Origin of the sequence: Rahnella sp. BIGb0236 (genome assembly GCF_004364755.1) — a bacterium.
In the GTDB taxonomy this organism is placed as follows: Bacteria; Pseudomonadota; Gammaproteobacteria; order Enterobacterales; family Enterobacteriaceae; genus Rahnella; species Rahnella victoriana.
In genome coordinates this window covers 681,797-697,295 of record NZ_SOAO01000001.1, presented here as the reverse complement: position 1 = coordinate 697,295, position 15,499 = coordinate 681,797, and the positions used below count along the sequence as shown (strand labels likewise).

Below are 15,499 nucleotides of genomic sequence, written 5' to 3'. Positions count from 1 at the left end.
AGTCGCTTTCTGTTGTGCAGATAAGTCAGACATATTTTTACCCGGTTCAGCCTTCGATCCAGACTTTCTCCGCCGCACGGTTACCGCTCAGCGGCATGCCCGGCACAGACGTGAACCCTTTGATTTTGGCGGAACACCCGTCCAGCGCATCGGCGTACAGCGGAATGATTTCGCTGCCCTGATCGACCAGCATCACCTGAATATCATGATAAATCTGTTTACGGCGCGCTTCGTCCGCTTCGCCGCGTGCGGCTTTGACCATCGCATCAAATTCCGGCACATGCCACGCCGATTCATTCCAGGAAGACTGGCTGGTAAAGACCAGCGAAAGCAGCGCGTCGGCGGTCGGACGGTTCGCCCAGTTCGACGACACAAACGCTTTCTTCTGCCAGATGTCGTTCCAGAACGCATCGTCCGGCACGCGCACCACATTCAGGTTAATGCCCGCTTTGGCAGCGGATTGCTGATAAAGCTGACCGGCATCGACCGCGCCGGGGAAACCGGCATCCGCCACATTGAGCGTCAGCGGGCCGCTGAAACCGGATTTCTTCCAGTGGAATTGCGCTTTTTCCGGATCGTACGGACGCTGCGGAATGTCTTTTGCGAAGTAACGGTTCGACGGGAAGATCGGGTTGTCGTTCGCCACGCTGGCGTAACCGCCGAGCACGGTGTCGATAATTTTCTGGCGATCAATGGCGTATTTCAGCGCCAGACGGCCATCGACATTATCGAACGGTGCCAGATTCGACAGGCCGGGGAAGGTGTAAATCATGCTGTCTTTGGCGCGTACCAGTTTCAGGTTCGGCATACGTTCGATGCGGCTGACGATGCGCGGATTCACGCGGTTAATCAGTTGCGCCGACCCGCTGACCAGCGCCGCCACGCGGGCGGTGGAGTCGTTCATTGCCAGCGTTTCGACGGAATCCACATGGCCGCGTTCGCTGTTCCAGTAATTCGGATTGCGTTTGGTCAGCGTGGTCACGCCCGGCTGGAATTTCTCCAGAATGAACGCGCCGGTGCCGATGCCTTTATCAAAGTTTTCATTTTCAGCGGTAATGGCGAAATGCACGGCGCTCAGCAGCCAGACGAATTCGACGTCCGGCGCGGTGAGTTTAATCGTCACTTCGTGATCGCCGGTGGCTTCTATCGAACTGACAGCATCCAGATAGCCTTTCACCGGCGAAGTGGATTTCTCACCGCGATGGTGATTCAGGGAATAGACCACGTCTTTCGCGCCCAGCGAGCGGCCATCGTGGAACTGCACGCCCTGACGGATTTTCAGCACCCAGGTTTTGCTGCCATCAGTGGAAGCCCACGACTCGGCAAGTGACGGTGCCAGTTTGGCGTTTTCATCGATTTCCACCAGATTGTTAAACATCTGCGAACCGACGAAATACATGTAGGTTTCGAACCAGAATGCCGGATCCAGACGGTCTGTGCTGGAGGCGTTATCCACGCCAACCACCAGATGCCCGCCCTTTTTCGGTTTTTCTGCCTCTGCGGCAAAGGCATTGCCCAGCCACAGGGAATGGGTAGCCGCAGCCACGGAAAGTGCCCCCGCACTTTTAATAAACGAACGACGATCAATCATGTGTTTTCCCCTGTCTCCGAAGGATTAACCTTCTGAATGGATATGCGTTTTATTGTTTTTATGAATGCTCTTTGGCGAAAGCCTGTTTCAGCGCGGCAATGTGTTCCGGCCCGATGCCGCAGCAACCGCCGACCATGGTCGCGCCCTGTGCCACCCAGTCTTTCGCGAAATCAAGGTATCCGGCCGGATCGGTGTCCTGACGCATTTTGCTCAGCCCTTCATTGGCACCGCGCGTATTGTCGGAAGGCTCGAAGGCGTTGGCGTACACGCCAATATCCAGCGCAGAACCCTGCGCCGTCAGCGCGTCACGGGCGGTTTTCACCGCCGTCGCCATCACTTCCGGACGGCTGCAATTGAACAGCACGGCACCGGCAGAAATCCGCAGCGCGGCGCTGACCGCCTGTTCCACAGACTCACCGGAGCGCAGCAGCGCGTTGCCCTGTGGGTCGAGATTGTCCTGCAAAGTGAAGGACAGCCACAACGGACGCGGGTCATCGCCCAGCACATCACGCACCGCTTCAACTTCCGCCACAGAACTCTGTGTTTCTGCCAGCCAGACATCGACGTGATCTGTCAGATTCTCCACCAGCACCCGCAGCAGTTTTTTCGCCGCCACCGGCTCGAACAGATCCGGGCGATAAGACCCCAGCACCGGAGGCAGTGAACCCGCGACCCGCACCTTAGCCGGTGCCGCGTCCGCCGCTTCGCGCGCGAGCTTACCGGAAAGCGCGATCAGCACCGCGCCCTGCTCCGCAAACACTTCTTCCCCGACGTGGAACGGCACGACGGCGTAACTGTTCGTGGTGATCACCTGAGAACCGGCGGCAATAAACGCGTCATGAGCAGCACGCACATATTCCGGTGCCTGCATCAGCGCCAGCGCAGACCACTCCGGCTGACGAAAAGGAGCGCCCATCCGGGCCAGTTCGCGGCCCATGCCGCCATCGAGGATTTTAATGTTACTGATCATTGTGTCGCCGCCATCGTATTTTTCTTAACCGAATCAATTATTAACTCAGCAGGTGGCGTCCACTCTACAAAACGAACGTTTAGATGTCTAGATTTCTTAATGGCTAAAAAGTGGGTTTTTAATTGCAAATTGTTCTCACTTGCCCTGAAGGGTGAAAGGGTTTTTATCTTTGCTCCTCACCCTGCGAAGGGGTGGGAGCTAACTGAGCACTTTCTCAGCAACGTCTGGCGGCCAGACCGGGGCGGTTTTTGGCTCCTCCCCCTGCGAAGGGGGAGGTTGGGAGGGGGTTTTAAATACAAAGCAATGAGTTAAAGCACACTTTGAATTTAGTTTTTGACCTTAATACCCCACCCCAGCCCTCCCCTTCGCAGGGGAGGGAGCTATGCGACAACCCCCCACTCCTCCCCCGTCTGTAATACTTATTTACACCAGTAAACCCAATGCGTATTATTCTCATTCGCTTTATTAACCTGATATGTATTTCCTTTTTCCAGCCTTCGTTCCGGGGGATCCTGGCGGGGATATTCATGCTGATAAAGCCGTATTAATACAAAAAGGCAGTGGCTTAAAAAATAATAAAATAACCGTGTGGAGAGTATTTATGTCAACCGTTTCAGGGAATTGCGCCTTCATTGTCAGGAAAGACACACATCATCATTCAGGAAAAAAACTTTCACTTTCAGTTATCGCACTGCTCATTTCGTCGTCTTTGCATTCTGCGTATGCGGCAGAAACCACTGCACAGAAAGCGGCGGACGATACGCTCGTCGTCACTGGCGAGAACAGTTCTGCAGGCGCAGCGGATACCGCCGCGACCGATTACAGCGTGCCGGTGACCACCGCCGGAACCAAAATGGCGCTGACTGCCCGCGACATTCCGCAGTCCGTCAGTATTATCAGCAAGCAACGTATGCAGGATCAGCAGTTACAGTCGCTCGGTGACGTGCTGAGAAACACCACCGGTATTCAGGAAAGCGTCTCGGATCTTGACCGCCGCACTTATTACGCCCGTGGTTTCCTGATCGACAATTATATGGTTGATGGCATCCCGACCTCCTTCGACCCGCGCTGGGATCTTGGCGATGCACAGTCAGACACCGCCATTTACGACCGTATCGAAGTGGTGCGTGGTGCCACCGGTCTGATGACCGGCCCGGGCAACCCGTCAGCCTCGGTCAATCAGGTACGCAAACACGCCGACAGCAAAGAGTTTACCGGCAATGTTTCCGCGACTTACGGCAGCTGGAATAAACAGCGTTATGTGGCCGATTTGTCGACGCCGCTCAACGCCTCCGGCAGCGTGCGTGGCCGTCTGGTCACCGGTTATCAGGATAAAAACAGTTACGTTGAGCGTTACGGCGCGACCAAAAAATTCGTTTACGCCACCGTCGATGCTGATCTGACCGAGTCGACCCTGCTGTCCGCAGGCTACGAATTCCAGCAAACCAACACCGACAGCCCGACCTGGGGCGGTATGCCGCGCTGGTATCTGGACGGCAGCAAAACCGATTACCGTCGCGGATTTAACTCGGCACCGGACTGGGCATACAGCGATAAAGAAACCACCAAACTGTTCACCACCCTGAAGCAGTCCTTCGATAACGGCTGGCAGGCAACGCTGAACGGCACGCATACCGAATCCCATATCGACAGTAAAATGATGTACATCGACGGGACATTCGATAAAACCACCGGCGTGGGTGAATCCATGTATGCCGGTTATCCGGTCGTGGGCGGAACGGGCTATAACACCGGTAAACGTAAAGTGGATGGCGTGGACGCTTTCGCCAGCGGCCCGTACAACCTGTTTGGCCGTCAGCATGAACTGATGACCGGCGTCAGCTACAGCAAACAGCAAAATACCTATTACAGCTCTTTCGCCAACATCACCACCGAAGAGCTGGGTAACTTCAACGATTTCAACGGTCAGTTCCCTGAAACCGACTGGGGTCCGCGTTCTCTGGCGGAAGATAACACCATCCGTCAGAAATCTGCGTACATCGCCACCCGTTTGTCACTGGCTGATCCGCTGCATCTGATCGTCGGGGCGCGTTACACCAACTGGAATTCACACACGCTGACGGATCAGATCGAGAAGAACAACATCACGCCGTACGCCGGTCTGGTGTTTGATATCAACGATACCTGGTCCACTTACGCCAGCTACACCTCGGTGTTCCAGCCGCAGACTTACCGCGATATCAATGGCGGCTATCTGTCACCGGTTATCGGCAAAAACTACGAAGCGGGCGTGAAATCCGACTGGTTCAACAGCCGTCTGACCGCCTCCGTGTCCATCTTCCGCGCGGAACTGGATAACGTCGCGCAAAGCACTGGCCGCGTTATTCCGGGCACGACCGATACCGCTTACGAAGGTAAGAACGGCACCGTCAGTCGTGGTGTCGAATTCGAAGTCAACGGCGCACTGACCGATAACTGGCAGATGACGTTCGGCGGCACCCGTTACATTGCAGAAGATGAAAACGGTGATGCGGTCAACCCGCAACTGCCGCGCACTCAGCTGAAATTGTTCTCCAGCTACCGTTTGCCGATGTTGCAGGATCTGACCGTCGGCGGTGGCGTGAACTGGCAGACACACGTCTGGGATACCGTCCCTGGCCCAAGCGGCAACGGCACCCGTTACGCTGAGCAAGGCAGCTATGCGCTGGTCAATCTGTTCAGCCGCTATCAGGTTACGAAACAGCTGGCCGTGCAGGGCAACATCAATAACCTGTTCGACAAAGAATATGACACCAGTGTGAACCAGTACGTGGTTTACGGTGAACCGAGAAATGTGTCGGTGACGGCGAGTTATAGTTTCTGATTTGCTGAGGCCGCAGCAATTGCGGCTTATCACTTGCAGTGAGGGCTCGATCGAGAATATTTCGGTTTCTCAAGTGCCGCGGTCACAAGACGCGCTGCGCCGAAACCGACCAGAGGGGAAAGGCTTTTCCCCTCTGAACTCCCCTCGCTTTTTCAATACGCGCTCCGCTCGCTGGCTATGTTTCAGGTATCTCCGCGACAGGCTGGAAATCTTGCCGCTGCGCGGTGCCCTCTCTCGGTCCTGAAGCCTGAGGTCTTCAGGCCGCTCCGTTCAGCAAGATTTCTGAATCGCCCGCACGATCTTAAATTCAAAAGCAGAGCTGTTTCATCTTTTAAAAATGTTGATTGGCGTGCTCAAAAATGGCACCGAATGAACGGTTCGAGACCTATGGCTCGAAACCTGAAATTCGGGAATCGCGCAGCGATGACATTTTGCGCCACTTACAATAGCCACGAAACATGTCCATCGTCCCAGCGGTAGCGCGCAGTAAAAGAGCCCGGGGGGTCTTGGGGGGTGGCGGCGACAGGCCGCCCCCCAAGTCGGTGTGGGCCGACGCCCACGGTCTTGACCTTGACCTGGAAATTGATTTTTAAAATCGCCCCCTTTGCGCCGATCCGTGCAAAAAAACCAAAACTTACATAATTCTTCATGTTTCAACATGACTTTATAAAGTACCATTAACATCATGAACACCATCCCTCATCTCCCTGTCTTTGACGGTCACAACGACCTGTTACTCCGCCTTTGGCTGCATGATGCAGCAGATCCTGCTGCCTTGTTTCTTGATGGCTCGCTGGAAGGACATCTCGACTTCAGGCGCTGTCGTCTCGGCGGCTTCGCTGGCGGGTTATTTGCTGTTTTCGTACCACCTGCTTCATATATGCCGCAACTGAAGCCCAACTCCCCTGCTGTGCCGCATGACGCTTTTGCCATTACTCAGGCACAGATTTCACTGCTGGAACGCCTCGAAATGCAATCCGCAGGACGGGCAAAAATCTGCCGTTCTGTGAGTGAAATTGAACACTGTATCGCCCGGGGCGTGCTGGCAATGGTGATGCATATCGAGGGAGCGGAGGCGCTTGGCGATGACCTCTCGCGGCTGGATCTGTGGTATGAAAAAGGGCTGCGCAGCATCGGGCCGCTGTGGAATTTACCCAATCAGTTTGGGACCGGCGTAAAGGGCGACTTTCCGGGATCGCCGGACACCGGTGACGGTCTGACGCCCGCCGGGCTTGACCTGCTGCGCGAATGCAACCGGAAGAAAATTCTGTTCGATGTCTCGCACATGAATGAAAAAGCCTTCTGGCAGACAGCGAAATTCAGCGATGCGCCGCTGGTTGCCACCCATTCCAATGTGCATGCGTTATGTCCGCAGCCGCGTAACCTGACCAACAAACAACTGGCCGCCATCGCCGAAAGTGACGGCTTTGTTGGCGTTAATTTCGGCACCGCGTTTTTGCGGGCTGATGGCAAACGCCATGGCGATACCCCGGTCACCGAAATTGTTAAACATCTTGATAACCTTCTTGCTAAACTGGGCGAAGAAAATGTCGGTTTTGGTTCGGATTTCGACGGTATCAATGTGCCGGACGCGCTGGGTGATGTCGCCGGACTGCCGGTGCTGTTGCAGGCCATGTCCGATGCCGGTTACGGCGATGCACTGATCGAAAAAATCGCCTGCCGCAACTGGCTGAAAGTATTAAAGCAAACGTGGGGTGAATAGTTTTTCATCCGGCGTTTGCCCTAATCCCTGTGGCTTACAGGGCAATAGCGGTTTGGATCCATCGCAACATTTTTGTAGCCAAACCCGCGATATTTGACAATAAGCCGATCACCTGCCGCAATAAAAGGGGCAGTGAACTTACTACTGTTATCACCAAGAGGACGTAATTATGTGGACTAAACCTTCTTTCGAAGACCTGCGTTTAGGCTTAGAAGTGACCCTGTACATTTCTAACCGCTAAGCCCTTATGCCCACGGTTTACTGTGGGCATCTTCCTTCCCTTTCCCCTGGTTCTCACATGCAGATTATCGTACTTGGTTCCGCGGCAGGCGGCGGCTTCCCGCAATGGAACTGCAATTGCAGCAACTGTCAGGGTGTGCGCAATGGCACCATGAAAACGTCCGCCCGCACACAATCGTCGATTGCCGTCAGCGACAATGGCACCGACTGGGTGCTGTGCAACGCGTCACCGGACATTTGCCACCAGATTGCCGCCACGCCGGAACTGATTAAACACGACGTTTTACGCGGCACCGCTATCGGATCCATTATCCTGACCGACAGCCAGATTGATCACTGCACCGGCCTGCTGAATTTGCGCGAAGGCTGCCCGCATCAGGTGTGGTGTACGCCGGAAGTCCACGAAGACTTAACCACCGGTTTCCCGATTTTTACCATGCTTTCTCACTGGAATGGCGGCCTGCAACACCACGTTATCGAGCCGGAGAACAGCTTCTCCGTGGCCGTCTGCCCGAATCTGACGTTCACGGCTATTCCGCTGCTGAGCAACGCGCCGCCGTATTCGAAATATCGAGGCAAGCCACTGCCGGGCCACAATATCGCGCTGTTTATCGAAGACACCCGGACCGGCACCTCGCTGCTGTATGCGCCGGGACTGGGCGAACCGGACGATGAACTGTTGCGCTGGCTGAACAAAGCCGACTGCCTGCTGATTGACGGCACGCTGTGGCAGGATAACGAGCTGGCGACCACCGGCGTCGGCCGTAATACCGGCAAAGACATGGGCCATCTGGCGCTTGCCGAAGAACAGGGGCTGATTGCCCTGCTCTCTTCCCTTCCGGCAGAACGCAAAATTCTCATCCATATTAATAATACCAACCCGATCCTCAATGAATCCTCTGCCGAGCGGCAGGCGCTGACGCAACAAAATATCGAAGTCAGCCGGGACGGGATGCGCATCGAACTGTAGGGCAAAACGACCATGAGCATATCGACAACTCCGACGTCACCGATGACGCCGCAAGAATTTGAACAGGCGCTGCGTGCCAAAGGCGCGTTTTATCACATCCATCATCCGTACCACATTGCGATGCATAACGGTCAGGCGACCCGCGAGCAAATTCAGGGCTGGGTGGCGAACCGGTTCTATTATCAGACCAGCATTCCGCTGAAAGACGCGGCGATCATGGCCAACTGCCCGGATCCGCAAACCCGCCGCAAATGGGTGCAGCGTATTCTCGATCACGACGGTCATGGTGACAGCGAAGGCGGTATCGAAGCCTGGCTGCGTCTGGGCGAAGCGGTGGGTCTGGATCGCGACGTACTGCTTTCAGAAGAAAGGGTGCTGCCGGGCGTGCGTTTCGCCGTCGATGCGTACGTTAACTTTGCCCGCCGCGCCGTCTGGCAGGAAGCCGCGTGCAGCTCGCTGACCGAACTTTTCGCCCCGCAAATCCATCAGGCGCGTCTCGAGAGCTGGCCGCAGCATTACACCTGGATCGAGGAAGAGGGTTACGGCTATTTCCGCAGCCGTCTCAGCCAGGCCAACCGCGACGTCGAACACGGTTTACAGCTGGCGCTGGAATACTGCGATACCGTCGAAAAACAACAGCGCATGCTGGAAATCCTGCAATTCAAACTCGATATTCTGTGGAGCATGCTAGATTCCATGACCATGGCCTACGAACTGAACCGCCCGCCGTACCACAGCGTGACGCAACAGGCGGTCTGGCATAAAGGAAGACTCCTGTGATCACCATTACCGAACACTACACGCCGATGTTTCGTCGCGGCTACCGCATGCAGTTTGAGAAAACGCAGGACTGCCATGTGATTTTGTACCCGGAAGGCATGGCGAAACTGAACGACAGCGCGACCTTCATTTTGCAACTGGTGGACGGCGAGCGGACGATTGCCAATATCATTGATGAGCTGAATACGCGCTTTCCGGAAGCCGGTGGCGTGAATGATGACGTCAAAGATTTCTTCGCTCAGGCCCATGCACAAAAGTGGATTACCTTCCGTGAACCTGCTTAAACCTGCGGTCAAACCGCCGCTGTGGCTGCTGGCCGAACTGACTTACCGCTGCCCGCTGCAATGTCCGTATTGCTCGAACCCGCTCGATTTCGCTAAACAGGAAAAAGAGCTGACCACCGCGCAGTGGATCAAAGTGTTTGAGGAAGCGCGGGAAATGGGCGCGGTGCAAATCGGCTTCTCCGGCGGTGAACCGCTGGTGCGTAAAGACTTGCCGGAGCTGATCCGCGCCGCCCGTGATCTGGGCTTTTACACCAATCTGATCACGTCCGGTATCGGGCTGACCGAAAAGAAAATCGATGCCTTTGCGCAGGCGGGTCTGGACCATATTCAGATCAGTTTTCAGGCCAGTGATGAAACGCTGAACGCCGCGCTGGCGGGCAATGCCAAAGCCTTCCGGCAAAAACTGGAAATGGCAAAAGCGGTGAAAGCCCACGGTTATCCGATGGTGCTGAACTTCGTGCTGCACCGCCATAACATCGACCAGATCGACAAGATTATCGACCTGAGTATCGAGCTGGAAGCCGATGACGTGGAACTGGCGACCTGTCAGTTTTACGGCTGGGCGCAGCTCAACCGCGAGGGTTTGTTGCCGACCCGTGAACAGATCGCCCGTGCCGAAGACGTCGTACATCAGTACCGCGAAAAAATGGCCGGTACCGGTAATCTCGCCAATCTGTTGTTTGTGACGCCGGATTATTACGAAGAGCGTCCGAAAGGTTGCATGGGCGGCTGGGGCGCGATTTTCCTCAGTGTGACGCCGGAAGGTATGGCGCTGCCGTGCCACAGTGCGCGCCAGTTGCCGGTGGAATTCCCGTCGGTGCTGGAGAATACGTTGCAGGAAATCTGGTACGACTCCTTCGGCTTTAACAAATACCGTGGCTTCGACTGGATGCCGGAACCCTGCCGTTCCTGCTCTGAAAAAGAGAAAGACTTCGGCGGCTGCCGCTGTCAGGCGTTTATGCTCACCGGCAATGCCGACAACGCCGATCCGGTGTGTTCCAAATCGGAGCATCACGGCAAAATTCTCGCCGCGCGCGAACAGGCCAACTGCACCAACATCCAGATCAACCAGTTGCAGTTCCGCAACCGCGCGAACTCTCAGCTGATTTTCAAAGGCTGATGCGCTGATGCTGCCTGCCATGCAGTCGCTGACGCTGGAAAACGGCTTGCGGGTCAACCTTCTCCACGATCCGCAGGCCACCCGTGCGGCCGCGTTGCTGCATCTGAATGCCGGAAGTCATCACGAACCTGCCGCGTTTCCGGGGCTGGCTCACCTGTTTGAACACGTGGTCTTTGCCGGGAGCCAGCAGTTTCAGGGCGATGACCGGCTGATGATATGGGCGCAGGCGTCAGGGGCAAAACTCAACGCCACCACGCACGCCACCTCGACGGCATGGTTTTTCGACATGACACCGGCACAGTTCGGAGCCGGTCTGGCGCGTCTGACCGATATGCTGGCACAGCCGCTGCTGACAGAGGATGCGGTCAGGCAGGAAGTGGCCGTGATCGACGCCGAATACCGCATGCTGAGCGGGCATGCGGATTCGCTGTGCGAGGCGGCGCAGAGTCTGGCCTTCGCGACGCCTGTGCAGTTACAGGATTTTCACGTCGGCCACCGCGCCTCTTTCGGTGATGATATCCCCGCGCTGCAACAGGCGCTGGTGCATTATCACCAGCAATTTTTCACCACTGACCATCTGACGTTATGGTTGCAGGGTCCGCAATCGTTCACCGACCTGACCGCGCTGGCTGAGCGTTACGGCAATGCCTTTGCTGCCGGGACGGGGGTTCACCCCGCGCCGGTGCAGCCGCTGGCGTTGCGTGAGGCGCGACATCTCCGGCTACGTCTCGACGGTTCACCACGGCTGCGTTTTTCGTTTCCGGTCACGCCCTGCCCGGTGCTGACATTACTGCGTCAGCTGCTTGAAGATGAAGCACCGGACAGTTTGCTGGATCAGCTGCGAACGCAGGCGCTGGCTGACAACGTGCGGGTTTCGCTGCCGTACGCCTCTGCCCGTGACGCTATTCTCAGCATCGAATTTCTTGTGTGCGATACCACGTCTGCGTTGCGCGCCCGGCTGGAAACACTGTTCCGCCACTGGCTGCAACAAATCCGTGATTTAAGCGCCGGACATTTACAGCATTACATCGCCCTGGCACGGCGGGAATTCAGCCGCCTGACACCGCTGGATCAGTTGCGCGCACAGACACTGGATTTCCCGCCCGCCGCACAAGATGGCTGGCAGACATTGCTCAGCGAGCTGCGACCGCAAAACATGACACGGCTGTGGATTGCTCCTGATGTTCAGGGAGAAAACACCGTGGTAAAAGGTTTCACCCTGCCGGTAAGCCTGAAAGCATGGCAGTCAGATTGTGACAACGTCACGGATCCGCCCTTTGCGTTTACCCTTCCGGCGGCCCCTGCCTCCCCTGAAACCCATGAAAGTGTTCTGACCACCGGCGCGCCGCTGACGGCGCAACAGGCCAGCCTCGCCCGCGCCAGCCTGCGCGCCCTCTGTGCGCAGTCCGCCCATGAAGGGCATTCACTGCTGTTCAGCTATGTGCAGGGCAACGGCTTATTGCAGCTCAGCGGACCGCAGGCCTGGGCAACGCGCACGCTGGTCAGGGCGCTTGAACTGCTGCGCGCCCCGCCACCCGCCGCGCTGGCACAGGGCAAACGGCTGTATGAACAGGAACAACGTCAGCTGGCATCGGACATCGCCATCCGCACGCTGCTGGCAAAACTGCCGGACGTGGTCAGCGGCCCGTCAGGCGCAGTGCATGAATTCACCACCGCCGGTGACGATGCTGCGGTGCTGGTGTTTTGCCCGCTGGCGGAAAACACCGCTGAATGTCTGGCCGCCACGCAACTGCTCGCGGCTTTTCTGGAACCGACGTTCTTCCGGCAATATCGTGTCGAAAAGAATATCGGGTACGTAGTGAGTTGCCGTTTCCATCAGACCGCACGCCAGTCCGGGCTCCTGTTCGCGTTGCAGTCGCCCGCGTATGACACGGAAGCTTTACTGGGGTTTATCGGCGATTTTATCGCTGACATTCCGGCGCTGGTTGCTGAGATTTCCGCCGAAGCACTGGCAGAAAAACGCGGCGCGCTGCGGGAATCGCTCAGCGTGAAGCCTGCGGACAGGCTGGAAGCCGCGCGGCAACAATGGCTGGAGGAGTTTGCGTACGCGCCAGAATGGAATGAAGAGTCTGTTGCGGCGGTAACAACAGAACAACTGCTGGCCTGTGTACGGCAAACGGACAACGCCCTGTTCTGCGAAGGGGAGGATTGTCTCGTCCTTAAAACCCCCTCCCCGCCTCCCCCTTCGCAGGGGGAGGAGCAAACCCAATACCCCTGAGACAGGCGGCATCCATTTCGCGGGGGAGGAGTAAGTACATGACTTCGGCTACACTATCCCCCATGCCCGATGTTAAGGATAAACATGCAAAATATTCCTCCCCTTCCGCAGGACAGCTCATTCGATACCCTGCTTGACCATTATAAAAAAGCCTCGCTGCGCACCAGCGGTCTCTGGCTGCTGATCGCCAATCTTTGTTTTGTGCTGTTTTTGTTTGGCCGGCACCAGTTCAGGGTTCTGCTGGATCCGCACGCTGACGTGGCGATCACCGGTCCGGTGCTGGATAAGCTGGCGCTGGTTTTCCTGGTGTTTTTTATCATTCTTCTGCCGGTACTGCGCTTCATCCAATCACGCACACCGGCGATGGCGCTGGCATTTCTGGTCGGTCTGTACTGGGCGGTGGTGTTCCATTTCATGCTGATCAGTGACGCGCAACAACAGCTGGTCTTTCCGCTGTTTTGCATGCTGATTTTCACCGCGCTGATCGCGCTGTATCCGACGATGCCCATCCTCTACAGCTTTACGTCTCCGCTGTGGTTCTCATTGTTTTTCCATCTGATCCTGCTGAAGCCGGACATTCCCATTCTGGAGATCGCCGCGATGGTGGTCGCCAGTGTCCTGTTTGAGACCGCCCGTATCATGCTGAGCCGCTGGTTTGTGCTCTCCGTGCGGCGGGAATGCGATAACCAGTTGCTGGTCAGTAAGCTGGATAATCTGGCGCACTACGACCCGCTCACCGGCGTGGCGAACCGTCGTCAGCTCGATAATCAGCTGGAACAACTGATTGCACAGACAGAACGCTCTGGCGGCACGTTTTCCCTGATCATGATCGACGTGGATTTCTTCAAAAAATACAACGACCATTACGGCCATCAGGCCGGTGATACCTGTCTGGTCGCCATTGCGGATTGCTTCAAACAGGTGGTCAGGCAACCGGCCGATCTGGTCGCCCGTTATGGCGGCGAGGAATTTGTCATCCTGCTGCACAGCGCGGCCGCAAAGGATGCCGAAGTGGTCGCGGAACGCATCCGGCAAAGCGTCGGGCAGGCTGCCATTCCGCATGCCTTGTCGCAGGTGGCTAAAACGGTGACAGTCAGTCAGGGCATCATGCAATGGGCACCGGGAATGACCGCGCTGGAATTACTCAAACGCGCGGACGGCGCGCTGTATGACGCCAAACATGCGGGACGCAACGGGTATTGCGTGGGTAGTCCGGAACAAACGGTGTAAAAACCGGGCGCGGGTTCAGATCCGCGCCCGGCGCGTTTTATAACGTTGCGCGATGCACCTGATCCCGCCCGTACACCAGCGAGTCCGCGCTGATATCAGCAATGGATTTCGCACCGGTCAGCGTCATCGCCACGCGCATCTCTTTTTCGATCAGGTTCAGCAGATTAGTCACCCCCGCCTCGCCCGCAGCGGCCAGCGCGTACACAAAGGCACGACCGAGCAACACGCTGTCAGCGCCGAGGGCAATCATGCGCACCACGTCCAGCCCGGTACGGATGCCGGAATCCGCGAGAATAGTGATGTCGCCTTTCACCGCGTCCGCTATTGCGGGCAATGCATGGGCGGTGGATAACACGCCATCAAGCTGACGGCCTCCGTGGTTGGAGACCACGATGCCGTCCGCACCAAATTTCACCGCGTCTTTCGCGTCTTCCGGATCCAGAATGCCTTTGATAATCATCGGCCCTTTCCAGAACTCGCGGATCCACTCTAAATCCTTCCATGAAATCGACGGGTCGAAGTTCGCCGCCAGCCAGCCGATATAATCTTCCAGCGTGGTCGGTTTGCCGCGATAGGCCGAGACATTGCCCAGATCATGCGGTTTGCCGTTCAGGCCGACATCCCACGCCCATTGCGGATGCGTCACTGCCTGCAACATGCGGCGGGCGGCGGCGTTCGGGCCGCTCATGCCGGAATGCGCATCGCGGTAGCGTGCGCCGGGCGTCGGCATATCCACAGTAAACACCAGCGTTTTGACGCCTGCGGCCTGTGCGCGCTCCAGCGCATTGCGCATGAAACCGCGGTCTTTCAGCACGTAAAGCTGGAACCACATCGGGCGATCGATAGCCGGTGCGACCTCTTCAATCGGGCAGACGGAGACGGTGGAAAGCGTGAACGGAATGCCTTTTTTCGCCGCCGCCCGCGCTGCCTGCACTTCGCCACGGCGGGCGTACATGCCGGTCAGCCCGACCGGTGCCAGCACCACAGGCATCGCCAGTTTTTCGCCGAAAAGTTGCGTTTCAAGGCTGAGATCCGACATGTTTTTCAGGATGCGCTGGCGCAGGGCAATATCCGCCAGATCGGCCGTGTTACGTCTGAGCGTATGCTCGTTGTAGGCACCGCCATCAATATAGTGAAACAGGAAGGGCGGCAGTTTACGTTTTGCCGCAGCGCGGTAGTCCGTTGATGCAGAAATGATCATTGTTTTCTCTCGTTTTCTTGCGCTCTTTTTCGTGGCGCTGTAGGGGTGTCAAAAGTGTAGTTGATAAACCCCGCGCGGGAGAAAACAATGCCGATAGACCCCGATATTTTTTACGGAACAGGGCGTGGGGCGGGAGAAATGGAACGATCGTTCATAAATAAAGGGGGTTAACCCCCCATGTCTTTTACCCGCCAGTCAGAAAGCAAAACGGAAAAGAAAACCGACGCACATGGCATAAACAGACTAAGCTGAGGCGAGACGCCAGTCCGGGCGTCAGACCGTTGTGCCTCCCTGCCCTTTACCCACTTTTCTCTTTTTGTGAACTCT

The 15,499-nt window shown here is 56.6% G+C and carries 12 protein-coding genes; 9 read left to right on the top strand and 3 right to left on the bottom strand.

Annotation, left to right across the window (positions count from 1 at the left end; genetic code table 11):
* Nucleotides 1-46: 46 nt before the first annotated feature.
* Nucleotides 47-1,588 (bottom strand): ABC transporter substrate-binding protein, encoded by a 1,542-nt coding sequence (locus tag EDF78_RS03010; RefSeq protein WP_205948439.1) that lies wholly within the window; start codon nt 1,586-1,588, stop codon nt 47-49.
* 61 nt (nt 1,589-1,649) lie between these two features.
* Nucleotides 1,650-2,561 (bottom strand): homocysteine S-methyltransferase family protein, encoded by a 912-nt coding sequence (locus tag EDF78_RS03005; protein WP_133822505.1) that lies wholly within the window; start codon nt 2,559-2,561, stop codon nt 1,650-1,652.
* Nucleotides 2,562-3,162: 601 nt separating this feature from the next.
* Between EDF78_RS03005 and fhuE the strand changes: the two genes are divergently transcribed.
* The 9 genes from fhuE to EDF78_RS02960 all read left to right on the top strand — a co-directional run bounded on the left by fhuE (nt 3,163) and on the right by EDF78_RS02960 (nt 13,971).
* The gene (fhuE, locus tag EDF78_RS03000; protein WP_243839411.1) at nt 3,163-5,385 is read left to right on the top strand and encodes a ferric-rhodotorulic acid/ferric-coprogen receptor FhuE; all 2,223 of its coding nucleotides are present in this window, start codon (nt 3,163-3,165) and stop codon (nt 5,383-5,385) included.
* A gap of 685 nt (nt 5,386-6,070) precedes the next feature.
* Entirely contained in the window at nt 6,071-7,108 is a 1,038-nt protein-coding gene (locus EDF78_RS02995) for a dipeptidase (RefSeq protein WP_133822504.1), read from the top strand.
* Nucleotides 7,109-7,277: 169 nt separating this feature from the next.
* The gene (gene pqqA, locus EDF78_RS02990; RefSeq protein ID WP_013578120.1) at nt 7,278-7,349 is read left to right on the top strand and encodes a pyrroloquinoline quinone precursor peptide PqqA; all 72 of its coding nucleotides are present in this window, start codon (nt 7,278-7,280) and stop codon (nt 7,347-7,349) included.
* A gap of 57 nt (nt 7,350-7,406) precedes the next feature.
* Complete coding sequence (pqqB, locus tag EDF78_RS02985) at nt 7,407-8,318, top strand: pyrroloquinoline quinone biosynthesis protein PqqB (protein ID WP_133822503.1); 912 nt, start codon at nt 7,407-7,409, stop codon at nt 8,316-8,318.
* Between the two features lie 12 nt (nt 8,319-8,330).
* Complete coding sequence (gene pqqC, locus EDF78_RS02980; RefSeq protein ID WP_133822502.1) at nt 8,331-9,098, top strand: pyrroloquinoline-quinone synthase PqqC; 768 nt, start codon at nt 8,331-8,333, stop codon at nt 9,096-9,098.
* A 26-nt stretch (nt 9,099-9,124) separates the two neighbouring features.
* Nucleotides 9,125-9,382 carry a pyrroloquinoline quinone biosynthesis peptide chaperone PqqD gene (gene pqqD / locus EDF78_RS02975; protein WP_229921234.1) on the top strand — a complete coding sequence of 86 codons (258 nt, stop codon included), beginning with the start codon at nt 9,125-9,127 and terminating at the stop codon, nt 9,380-9,382.
* Nucleotides 9,345-10,502, top strand: coding sequence for a pyrroloquinoline quinone biosynthesis protein PqqE (gene pqqE, locus EDF78_RS02970; RefSeq protein ID WP_095925527.1), 1,158 nt, complete (start codon nt 9,345-9,347; stop codon nt 10,500-10,502). The genes pqqD and pqqE overlap by 38 nt, the downstream gene beginning before the upstream one ends.
* A gap of 7 nt (nt 10,503-10,509) precedes the next feature.
* Entirely contained in the window at nt 10,510-12,741 is a 2,232-nt protein-coding gene (gene pqqF, locus EDF78_RS02965; RefSeq protein WP_133822501.1) for a pyrroloquinoline quinone biosynthesis protein PqqF, read from the top strand.
* 84 nt (nt 12,742-12,825) lie between these two features.
* Nucleotides 12,826-13,971 (top strand): membrane-associated sensor domain-containing protein, encoded by a 1,146-nt coding sequence (locus EDF78_RS02960; protein ID WP_119824642.1) that lies wholly within the window; start codon nt 12,826-12,828, stop codon nt 13,969-13,971.
* Between the two features lie 37 nt (nt 13,972-14,008).
* Here the strand turns inward: EDF78_RS02960 and lldD are convergent, their stop codons facing one another.
* Nucleotides 14,009-15,172: an FMN-dependent L-lactate dehydrogenase LldD gene (lldD, locus tag EDF78_RS02955; protein WP_095925524.1), complete on the bottom strand. Its 1,164-nt coding sequence runs from the start codon at nt 15,170-15,172 to the stop codon at nt 14,009-14,011.
* Between the last annotated feature and the right edge of the window lie 327 nt (nt 15,173-15,499).

Coding starts and splice junctions, on each gene's coding strand:
- EDF78_RS03005 (WP_133822505.1), bottom strand. CDS start 2,561: ATGATCAGTAACATTAAAATCCTCGATGGCGGCATGGGCCGCGAACTG.
- fhuE (WP_243839411.1), top strand. CDS start 3,163: ATGTCAACCGTTTCAGGGAATTGCGCCTTCATTGTCAGGAAAGACACA.
- EDF78_RS02995 (WP_133822504.1), top strand. CDS start 6,071: ATGAACACCATCCCTCATCTCCCTGTCTTTGACGGTCACAACGACCTG.
- pqqB (WP_133822503.1), top strand. CDS start 7,407: ATGCAGATTATCGTACTTGGTTCCGCGGCAGGCGGCGGCTTCCCGCAA.
- pqqC (WP_133822502.1), top strand. CDS start 8,331: ATGAGCATATCGACAACTCCGACGTCACCGATGACGCCGCAAGAATTT.
- pqqD (WP_229921234.1), top strand. CDS start 9,125: ATGTTTCGTCGCGGCTACCGCATGCAGTTTGAGAAAACGCAGGACTGC.
- pqqE (WP_095925527.1), top strand. CDS start 9,345: ATGCACAAAAGTGGATTACCTTCCGTGAACCTGCTTAAACCTGCGGTC.
- pqqF (WP_133822501.1), top strand. CDS start 10,510: ATGCTGCCTGCCATGCAGTCGCTGACGCTGGAAAACGGCTTGCGGGTC.
- EDF78_RS02960 (WP_119824642.1), top strand. CDS start 12,826: ATGCAAAATATTCCTCCCCTTCCGCAGGACAGCTCATTCGATACCCTG.
- lldD (WP_095925524.1), bottom strand. CDS start 15,172: ATGATCATTTCTGCATCAACGGACTACCGCGCTGCGGCAAAACGTAAA.